Genomic DNA, 6,667 nt, shown 5'->3' on the forward strand with positions numbered 1-6,667 from the left:
GTTCATGACGAAGCCGCGCTTCATGGAGAAACTAATCGCGAGGAAAATTCCCGTCGTGAACCGTCTCCTGTGGCCGAAGGCAATGTGAAGGCAAAAAATCCTGAACGTCGTGACAACGAGCAACGCCGTGAAAATCGCGGCCGTCGGGATGACAATGCGAACCGGGGCGACCGCCGCAATAATAACAACCGCCGCTCTTCTTCCCCTTATCAGCCTCGTGGCGAGCGCAGCGATTCCCGTGGCGATCGTCATAACGATCAGCGCGCCGACCGTAACGAACCACGCGCTCCGCGTTCTTCTGTTGAACACGTGCAGAAACCGCGTCCGTCATTCGATTACGCCGGTGAAACCCGTGCGATGACCATTATCCCCCGCGATGAGCACAATATTTCTCGTCGTGATATCAGCGAAAACGCCCTGAAAGTCCTTTACCGTCTGAACAAGTCTGGCTTTGAAGCCTTCCTGGTCGGCGGTGGCGTACGCGATTTACTGCTGGATAAAAAACCAAAAGATTTCGATATCACCACCAACGCCACGCCTGAACAGGTGCGTAAACTGTTCCGCAACTGCCGTCTGGTCGGTCGCCGTTTCCGTCTGGCCCACGTGATGTTTGGCCCGGAAATCATCGAAGTCGCCACTTTCCGTGGTCACCACGAACAGTACGAAGAAACCGAAGATAAAAACGTTTCCCAGCAGGCGGTCAACGGCATGCTGCTGCGCGATAACATTTTCGGCACCATTGAAGACGACGCCCAGCGCCGTGACTTCACGATTAACAGCCTGTATTACGGCGTTGCTGACTTTACCGTTCGCGATTACACCGGCGGTCTGCGCGACCTGGAAAACGGCATCATCCGTCTGATTGGTGATCCGGAAACCCGTTACCGTGAAGATCCGGTCCGTATGCTGCGCGCTGTACGTTTCGCCGCGAAACTGAACATGAAAATCAGCCCGGAAACCGCCGAGCCGATCCCGCGTCTGGCTACGCTGTTGCAGGAAATCCCGCCAGCGCGTCTGTTCGAAGAATCCCTGAAGCTCTTGCAGGCCGGTTACGGCTACGAGACCTACAAAAAGCTTTGTGAATACCAGCTGTTCCAGCCGCTGTTCCCGCTGATTGCCCGCCAGTTTACTGAGCAAGGCGACAGTCCGATGGAACACATTCTGATTCAGGTGCTGAAAAATACCGACCACCGTTTGCATAACGATCAGCGCGTCAATCCGGCGTTCCTGTTTGCGGCAATGCTGTGGTATCCGGTGATTGAGCATGCACAGAAACTGGCGCAGGAAGGCGGTCTGACGTATTACGACGCCTTCGCACTGGCGATGAACGACGTGCTCGATGAGCAGTGCCGTACGCTGGCGATCCCGAAACGTATTACTACGCTGGTGCGTGATATCTGGGCGCTGCAATTGCGTCTGTCACGCCGTCAGGGTAAGCGCGCACACAAGCTGATGGAACATCCTAAGTTCCGCGCGGCTTATGATTTGCTGGTGCTGCGTGCTGAAGTCGAACAACATCGCGAACTGCAAAGTCTGGCGCAGTGGTGGGGCGAGTTCCAGGAAGCCACACCGGCTTCACAAAAAAGTATGCTGGGTACGCTCGGTGACGATGCGACACCGGCACGCCGTGCGCGTGCGCGCCGTCCGCGTAAACGGGCTCCGCGTAAGGATAGCGGTCAATGATCCGCGTTTACCTGGCTCTGGGCAGTAATCTTGCCCGTCCGCTTGACCAGGTAAATTGCGCGCTGGAGGCGCTGGCACATTTGCCGCGCACCCGCTTTGTGGCCGCATCGCCGTTTTACCGCAGTAAACCGCTGGGGCCACAAGATCAACCTGATTATCTGAATGCGGTGGTGGCGCTTGATACGTTGTTACCGCCGGAAGAGTTACTCGATTGCACGCAAGGGATCGAGCAAAATCAGGGACGCGTTCGCAAAGCCGAACGCTGGGGACCACGGACGTTAGATCTCGATATGCTGATCTATGGCGATCAGGTGATCAATACCGAGCGTTTAACTGTGCCGCATTACGACATGAAAAACCGCGAGTTTATGCTGTATCCGCTCGCGGATCTGGCGCCGGAACTGGTGTTTCCGGATGGCGAAACGCTGCAAACCCTGCTCGAACGCGTTCCGCTCAACGGCCTGACTAAATGGTAAGTCGCTCAGCGATTTACCCGTACAATCAATCCCCCTTCTGCCTTATTCTCATAGACCACTTTCAGCTGATGTAACTGCGCGATCCGCTGTACGATAGAGATCCCCAGACCGCTGCCGGTTTGTTCCTGTCCAGGTGGCCGGTAAAAACGCTCGCCGATCCTTGCCAGATGTTCATCACTGATCCCCGGCCCCTGATCTTCAACCGTCATGCCCCTCGTATTCAGTCGCACCGTCACGCAGGTTCCGGGCGGCGAGTAACGGATGGCGTTATCCAGCAGATTGCGCACCATCAGCGAGAGCAGCAGCGACTGGCCCCGCATTTCAGGCGGAACGCCCTGCTCTTCAAAACGTAATTCGATACCTTTGCCGTGCGCGCGGTAATCCTGTTCCGCCAGACTTTGGGCGACCAGCGAAGGCCAGTCGATACGTTCCAGCTCTTCAGGCGCGGTGAAACTTTCCAGCCTTGAGAGCGTCAGTAACTGATCCACCAGCCGCGTGGCACGATCGATACTGGTGGTCAGATTTTCCAGCGCATGTTCACGCATTTGGGCGTCATCGCCCGAAAGCTGAACCACCTCAGTTTGCACCCGCAACGCCGCCAGAGGACTGCGCAGCTCGTGGGCGGCGTCCGAAGTGAACCGGCGTTCGCGTACCAGCATCTCACCGGTACGGGCAAACAGGGAATTCAGCGCATTCGCCAGGGGCAGCACTTCGCCGGGCAGGGAATCCGTCACTATCGGCGTAGCATCTTCCGGCGAACGCTGACGCAATCCTTGCGCCACGCGGCGCAGCGGGCGCAATTCCAGCGTGACCATCACAATCAGCGCCAGTAACAGCACCGGCAGCGAGGCCAGCCACGGCGTCAGTTGACCGCTGACCAGACTCCAGGCCATATCATTGCGATAATCATATTCCTGCCCGACCGCCACGCGATACTGGCCGTCCGGTGACGTCAGCCAGACCATCCGCCAGGTATCGCTGTCGCCTCTTAGTTCGGTATCGATAAAGCCCTGCGTATCACCATCGAAGCGGATGCGTTTGCCATTTTCGCCATCGTTAAGCAGCATCTGCCCGTGAAGGTTAAAAATAGCAAAGGTCAGCGCATCGTCATCGGTATGACCGCGTGACCCTTTGCGTACCATTTTTTTGGTGTCCGGCAATTCGGCATCTTTTGACAGATTCAGGCGATCGCCAAGCCCTGTGGCGGCAAGACGTTTGGCGAACAGCATCTGCTGGGTATCGAAAACTTCGTTGATGTGTTTACGGGTCTGATGCCACGCCACGCCGCTGGCAATCATCCAGGTCAGCAGCGCCAGAACCGAGAAAAGCAGGATCAGACGCAGTCGCAGACTGAGATTTTTCAGTTTCTTCAACGGCCTCACGCCTCCCCTCCTTCACCCGCTTTTATTTCATCGCCCAACGTATAGCCCACGCCATGGACGGTGCGGATAAAGCCTTTGCCGAGTTTGCTGCGCAAATGGTGAATATGCACTTCCACCGCGTTGCTGCTGACCTCATCGTCCCAGCTGTAGAGTTTTTCCTGGATAAGCGTACGAGCCAGCACCCGGCCTTTGTTGTTGAGAAACAGTTCCAGTACCGCGACTTCACGCGGGGTAAGCGTCACCGCATCTCCGTTAAGCATCACGCTGCGGGCAGCGGGATCAAATTCTATCGCGCCATGAATGACTTTTGGCGTCACTACGCCGTGACGACGGCGGATCAGTGCCTGCAAGCGCGCGGCGACTTCCACCAGCGCAAAAGGCTTACACAGATAATCATCAGCGCCGGCCTGAAGGCCACCGACGCGCTGCTCGAGCGCATCACGGGCGGTAAGGATCAGCACCGGCGTGTCACGTCCGGCCTTGCGCCATTCGCGCAGCAGATCCATTCCGTCCATGCCCGGCAGGCTCAAATCGAGGATCACTGCATCATAAGGCGCGCTGTCGAGCGCCGCTTTACCCGTCACGCCGTCGGTAAACCAGTCGAGCGTAAAACCTAATTTTGTCAGCCCGGCTTTGATGCCATCGCCGATCATCTTGTCGTCTTCAACTAATAGAATTCGCATGGTTCCCTCCGTTTTTGCCATTATAGCCGACGCTTCTTAATCACTTCTTAAGAGCGGGATCAACGTCTCTGAGCGTGATCGTGCTGTCTGACTTTCCACTCATACAGTAGAATACCGGCATCATATTCATCCGATGAATTATTCAAAGGAACGTGTTCATGAAACCAACAACGCTGAGCCAGCTTCGCCAATGGAAGCAGGAAAAACATAAATTTGCGACCATTACCGCGTATGACGCCAGTTTCGCGCAATTGTTTGCCGAACAAGGTATCAGCGTGATGCTGATCGGTGACTCGCTGGGCATGGTCGTTCAGGGCCAGGATTCCACGCTGCCGGTGACGGTTGAAGAGATCGCTTATCACACCCGCTGCGTGCGCCGTGGCGCGCCTCACGCGTTATTGCTCGCTGACCTGCCGTTCATGAGTTACGCCACACCTGAACAGGCGTTTGAAAGCGCCGCCGTGCTGATGCGCGCGGGCGGCAATATGGTCAAACTCGAAGGTGGCAGCTGGCTGTGCGATACCGTCAGAATGCTGACCGAACGTGCCGTGCCGGTGTGTGGCCATCTGGGGCTGACGCCCCAGTCGGTGAACATTTTCGGCGGCTACAAAGTTCAGGGACGCGATGAAGTCGCCGCCAATCAGCTGATCAAAGATGCCATGATGCTCGAAGAAGCTGGCGCACAGTTGCTGGTGCTGGAATGTGTGCCGGTCGAACTGGCGCGCCGCGTGACAGAAGAACTGAGCATTCCGGTGATCGGCATTGGTGCAGGGAATGTGACTGACGGACAGATTCTGGTAATGCATGACGCCTTTGGTATCACCGGCGGTCATACGCCAAAATTCGCCAAAGACTTCCTCAGCGAAGCAGGCGATATTCGTGGCGCTGTGCGCTTGTATGTTGATCAGGTCGCGCAGGGCGTGTATCCGGGCGAAGAACATTCCTTTAAATAAGCGGGAGAAGGCTGGTGTTGATAATTGACAGCGTGGCGCTGCTGCGTCGCGAAATCCGTGATTTTCGTAAGAATAACAAACGAATCGCACTGGTGCCGACGATGGGCAACCTGCACGAAGGCCACATGACGCTGGTGGAAGAAGCCAAAGCGCGTGGCGACGTGGTGGTGGTGAGTATATTCGTGAATCCGATGCAGTTTGAGCGCGCGGATGATCTCGAACGTTACCCGCGTACCTTGCAGGAAGACTGCGAGAAGCTGAATAAGCGTGGCGTGGATTTAGTGTTCGCCCCGTCGCCTGCGGAAGTGTATCCGAAAGGTCTGGCGACCCAGACTCAGGTAGATGTGCCGGTGATTTCCACTATTCTGGAAGGCGCGAGCCGTCCGGGACATTTTCGTGGCGTCTCAACCATTGTCAGTAAACTGTTCAATCTGGTGCAACCGCAGGTGGCCTGTTTCGGGCAAAAGGACTTCCAGCAACTGGCACTGCTGCGCACGATGGTGGAAGATATGGGATACGACATCGAGATTGTCGGCGTGCCGATTGTGCGTGCCAAAGACGGTCTGGCGCTCAGTTCCCGTAACGGTTATCTGACTGCCGAAGAACGTAAAATCGCGCCTCAGCTGAACAAAATCATGAACGCGCTGGCACAGCGTCTGAGCCAGGGTGAACGCCATACCGACGAAATGTTGCAGGAAACCGCGCAGCAACTTCGCGAAGCGGGTTTCACGCCGGATGAACTGTTTATCCGTGATGCAAAAACCTTGCAGGAGTTATCCGTCGACAGCACCACTGCGGTGATCCTGATGGCGGCATGGCTGGGTAAAGCGCGACTGATTGATAACCAGGAGGTTGATCTGACGCAGTAGACAGCGCAGGTCAAATGGGCAACTATGTTGGCCGCCGGAAATTTCGGACTTTTAGACTGTCCGGCCGGCGGATCCCCAGACTTTTTACGCACGAAGGGTCATACGCAATGGTACGTACAATGCTGCAAGGCAAACTGCACCGGGTTCACGTCACTCAGGCAGATTTGCATTACGAAGGCTCCTGCGCCATCGATCAGGATTTTCTCGATGCCTCAGGCATTCTGGAATACGAAGCAATTGATATTTATAACGTTGATAACGGTCAGCGTTTCTCGACTTACGCCATCGCGGCAGAACGCGGTTCGCGGATTATTTCGGTCAACGGTGCGGCAGCACGCTGTGCCTGCGTCGGCGACCTGCTGATCATCTGTTCTTACGTGCAGATGTCAGATGAACAGGCCCGCCAGCACAAACCGAAAGTGGCCTATTTTGAAGGTGAAAACCAACTGAAACGCACTGCCAAAGCCGTGCCGGTTCAGGTGGCCTGATAAAACGCCTCCCCCTGCGAAGGGGAGGATGGGAGGGGGTTTAGCAGGCAACTTCAGATTCAGATGGGGTCATTAATACCCCACCCCACCCCACCCCTCCCCTTCGCAGGGGAGGGAGCACAGAAATATCAAC

General features: G+C 56.1%; 7 protein-coding genes. 5 read left to right on the top strand and 2 right to left on the bottom strand.

Annotation, left to right across the window (positions count from 1 at the left end):
- The first annotated feature begins 357 nt into the window (after positions 1–357).
- Both pcnB and folK read left to right on the top strand, forming a co-directional pair.
- Positions 358–1,683 (top strand): polynucleotide adenylyltransferase PcnB, encoded by a 1,326-nt coding sequence (pcnB, locus tag J1778_RS03355; RefSeq protein WP_217172001.1) that lies wholly within the window; start codon positions 358–360, stop codon positions 1,681–1,683.
- The gene (gene folK / locus J1778_RS03360; RefSeq protein ID WP_217171993.1) at positions 1,680–2,159 is read left to right on the top strand and encodes a 2-amino-4-hydroxy-6-hydroxymethyldihydropteridine diphosphokinase; all 480 of its coding nucleotides are present in this window, start codon (positions 1,680–1,682) and stop codon (positions 2,157–2,159) included. Before pcnB ends, folK begins: the two co-directional genes overlap by 4 nt.
- A gap of 5 nt (positions 2,160–2,164) precedes the next feature.
- On the opposite strand, the gene qseC is transcribed toward folK, so the two are convergent.
- A complete protein-coding gene (gene qseC / locus J1778_RS03365; protein ID WP_217172002.1) occupies positions 2,165–3,523 on the bottom strand; it encodes a quorum sensing histidine kinase QseC in 1,359 nt (452 codons plus the stop codon).
- 14 nt (positions 3,524–3,537) lie between these two features.
- A complete protein-coding gene (gene qseB, locus J1778_RS03370; RefSeq protein WP_217171994.1) occupies positions 3,538–4,224 on the bottom strand; it encodes a quorum sensing response regulator transcription factor QseB in 687 nt (228 codons plus the stop codon).
- Positions 4,225–4,382: 158 nt separating this feature from the next.
- Here qseB and panB point away from each other — a divergent pair, with 158 nt between their 5' ends.
- The 3 genes from panB to panD all read left to right on the top strand — a co-directional run bounded on the left by panB (position 4,383) and on the right by panD (position 6,534).
- Positions 4,383–5,177, top strand: a complete 795-nt coding sequence (gene panB / locus J1778_RS03375) for a 3-methyl-2-oxobutanoate hydroxymethyltransferase (RefSeq protein ID WP_112287803.1) — start codon at positions 4,383–4,385, stop codon at positions 5,175–5,177.
- A 14-nt stretch (positions 5,178–5,191) separates the two neighbouring features.
- Positions 5,192–6,046 carry a pantoate--beta-alanine ligase gene (panC, locus tag J1778_RS03380; RefSeq protein ID WP_217171995.1) on the top strand — a complete coding sequence of 285 codons (855 nt, stop codon included), beginning with the start codon at positions 5,192–5,194 and terminating at the stop codon, positions 6,044–6,046.
- Between the two features lie 107 nt (positions 6,047–6,153).
- Positions 6,154–6,534, top strand: coding sequence for an aspartate 1-decarboxylase (gene panD / locus J1778_RS03385; protein ID WP_013576951.1), 381 nt, complete (start codon positions 6,154–6,156; stop codon positions 6,532–6,534).
- The last annotated feature ends 133 nt before the right edge of the window (positions 6,535–6,667 follow it).

This window comes from Rahnella bonaserana, assembly GCF_019049675.1.
Classification (GTDB): domain Bacteria; phylum Pseudomonadota; class Gammaproteobacteria; order Enterobacterales; family Enterobacteriaceae; genus Rahnella; species Rahnella bonaserana.